2 protein-coding genes are annotated in these 2,479 nt (G+C 37.7%); both read left to right on the top strand.

Annotation, left to right across the window (positions count from 1 at the left end):
* The first annotated feature begins 67 nt into the window (after window positions 1–67).
* Window positions 68–919, top strand: coding sequence for a carboxylate/amino acid/amine transporter (locus GQR46_RS18685; protein ID WP_165742030.1), 852 nt, complete (start codon window positions 68–70; stop codon window positions 917–919).
* Between the two features lie 69 nt (window positions 920–988).
* Window positions 989–2,320, top strand: coding sequence for a glycerophosphodiester phosphodiesterase family protein (locus GQR46_RS18680; RefSeq protein WP_165742027.1), 1,332 nt, complete (start codon window positions 989–991; stop codon window positions 2,318–2,320).
* The last annotated feature ends 159 nt before the right edge of the window (window positions 2,321–2,479 follow it).

Here is a 2,479-nt window from a genome sequence, read left to right as displayed (position 1 = left end):
TTTTATTGTTTATACATCAATTTATAACAGATAAACTGCTGCCATTAATTATTTAAAGACGACAGCTATGCGGTACTTATTTGCAGTAACTTTACTTTGGGCATTTTCATTTAGTTTAATTGGCGTGTATTTAGCCGGCCAAGTTGATGCATGGTTTAGTGTGTTAATTCGCATAGCACTAGCCACTCTGGTATTTTTACCATTTTTAAAACTTAAAACAACGCCTAAACCTTTAGCCTTAAAGCTTATGCTGATTGGCGCTGTACAGCTTGGTATTATGTACAGCTTTTATTACCACTCATTTTTATTTTTAACCGTACCCGAAGTACTGCTATTTACAGTAATGACCCCTATTTACATCACTTTATTAAACGATGCATTGAATAAACGGTTTAACCCACGCTTTTTTATAGTCGCGCTTATTGCCGTAATCGGTGCAATTACCATTCGTTTCGAAAACCTAAATAACAACTTCATAATCGGATTATTGCTTGTTCAAGGTGCTAATATCAGTTTTGCTGTAGGTCAAGTGACCTATAAACGCTTAATGATGAACAATCAGCTTGATGATAAAACCGTATTTGGATGGTTTTTTATAGGCGCACTTATTATTGCCACAATTTGTTATGCATTATTTGGTAATTCAAACAAATTACCAACCACTTCTACTCAGTGGGGAATACTGATTTATTTAGGAGTTGTTGCATCGGGCCTTGGTTACTTTATGTGGAATAAAGGCGCAACACTCGTCAACGTTGGAGCTTTAGCCGTAATGAATAACTTACTAATCCCAGCTGGTATTATAGTTAATGTCCTTATATGGAATAGAGACGCTGACATAGTTAGGTTAAGTATTGGAGCAGCTATAATGTTAGGTGCATTAATAGTGAATCAAATTATTAATAAAAAAGTAAATTAATAAGCTTGTAGCTAAATTGTCATTAATAATCATTAAGGTAGTACAAATTTTACTTTTTAAGGATAAATAATGAAGCGTATTACCTTACTTACAAGCTGTATATTGTTAGCCACACTTGCAGGCTGCGATGACGATGTAAAAATAGTAGAAAAAGAAGTGGTTGTTACCAACACCGAAGTTGAGGTTGTTGAAGTTCCTACGCCTGTTATTGTAGAAGTACCGAATGGTAACGCTCCAGATATTCAACTAGGTACTCGTCCGTATTATTTAGTCAATGATATGAGCGACAGCGCTTTAAAAACACAATTAGAGTCGTGCAAAGAAGGACCCTTTTACCGCACTGACTTTTCAATTGGTCATCGCGGTGCATCAATGCAATATCCTGAACACACTAAAGAAGCATACATTGCAGCAGCTAGAATGGGCGCAGGTATTGTTGAATGCGATGTTACTTTTACAAACGATAAAGAACTTGTATGCCGCCACTCTCAATGTGACTTACATACCACAACCAATATTTTGGCCATGCCAGAACTTGCAGCCAAATGTAGCGTCCCTTTTACACCCGCAGACGCCGCTAATGGCATTGCAGCTTCAGCTAAATGCTGTACCAGTGATATAAGCTTAGCGGAGTTTTTAACCCTTGAAGGTAAAATGGATGGTGCAAACACAAATGCCACTACCGTTGCTGATTACATGGATGGTACACCCAATTGGCGCACTGACTTATATGCGGCCCAAGGTACATTAATGACTCATAAACAAAGTATTGCATTGTTTAATGAGATGGGCGTAAAAATGACACCAGAACTTAAATCGCCGCAAGTAAGTATGCCATTTAATGGAATGACCCAAGAGCAATATGCACAAAAAATGCTAGACGAATATACACAAATGGGTGTGCCAGCCTCGCGAGTTTATCCACAATCGTTTAATCTTGATGACGTAAAATACTGGATAAACACCAATCCTGATTTTGCAGATAAAAGCGTATACTTAGATGGTCGCGACAGTGATGCCGGATTTGATCCAAGTAACCCGCAAACATGGCAACCGAGTATGGATGAACTTGTTGCCGATGGTGTTAAAATTTTAGCGCCTCCTATTTGGATGATGCTAACAATAGACAGCGAAAGTAATATTGTGCCATCGCAATACGCAATTGACGCAAAAGCAGCAGGTTTAGAGCTTATTGCATGGAGCCTTGAGCGCTCAGGTCCGCTTAATGAAGGTGGTGGTTATTACTATCAATCAATTGCTGATGTTATAGATAACGATGGCGACATGATGACGGTCGTTGATGTACTCGCAAAGGACGTGGGTGTAATGGCTATATTTTCAGATTGGCCGGCTACCGTAAGTTATTACGCTAGTTGTAATAAAATGCCTGCAAGTATTTAATACCAATCTGCTTATATATGGGGTCTATTTAACGTTAAGAGAATTACGCTAGAACTAGGCAAAAATTTTTTATCTAGTTGTTCTAAATAAAAAATTTTTAACGACGTTATAGTGAAATTTAATTCGTTAAATTGATCAAAGATTTATGCAGGTTGGTAT

It is taken from the genome of Pseudoalteromonas sp. Z1A6 (assembly GCF_011378745.1).
GTDB lineage: Bacteria > Pseudomonadota > Gammaproteobacteria > Enterobacterales > Alteromonadaceae > Pseudoalteromonas > Pseudoalteromonas arctica.
The sequence above is the reverse complement of the archived record's forward strand: the minus strand, read 5'-3'. Positions and strand labels throughout refer to the sequence as shown.

Excerpts from the sequence above, each read along its gene's own strand:
- GQR46_RS18685 (WP_165742030.1), top strand. The coding sequence starts at position 68 with ATGCGGTACTTATTTGCAGTAACTTTACTTTGGGCATTTTCATTTAGT.
- GQR46_RS18680 (WP_165742027.1), top strand. The coding sequence starts at position 989 with ATGAAGCGTATTACCTTACTTACAAGCTGTATATTGTTAGCCACACTT.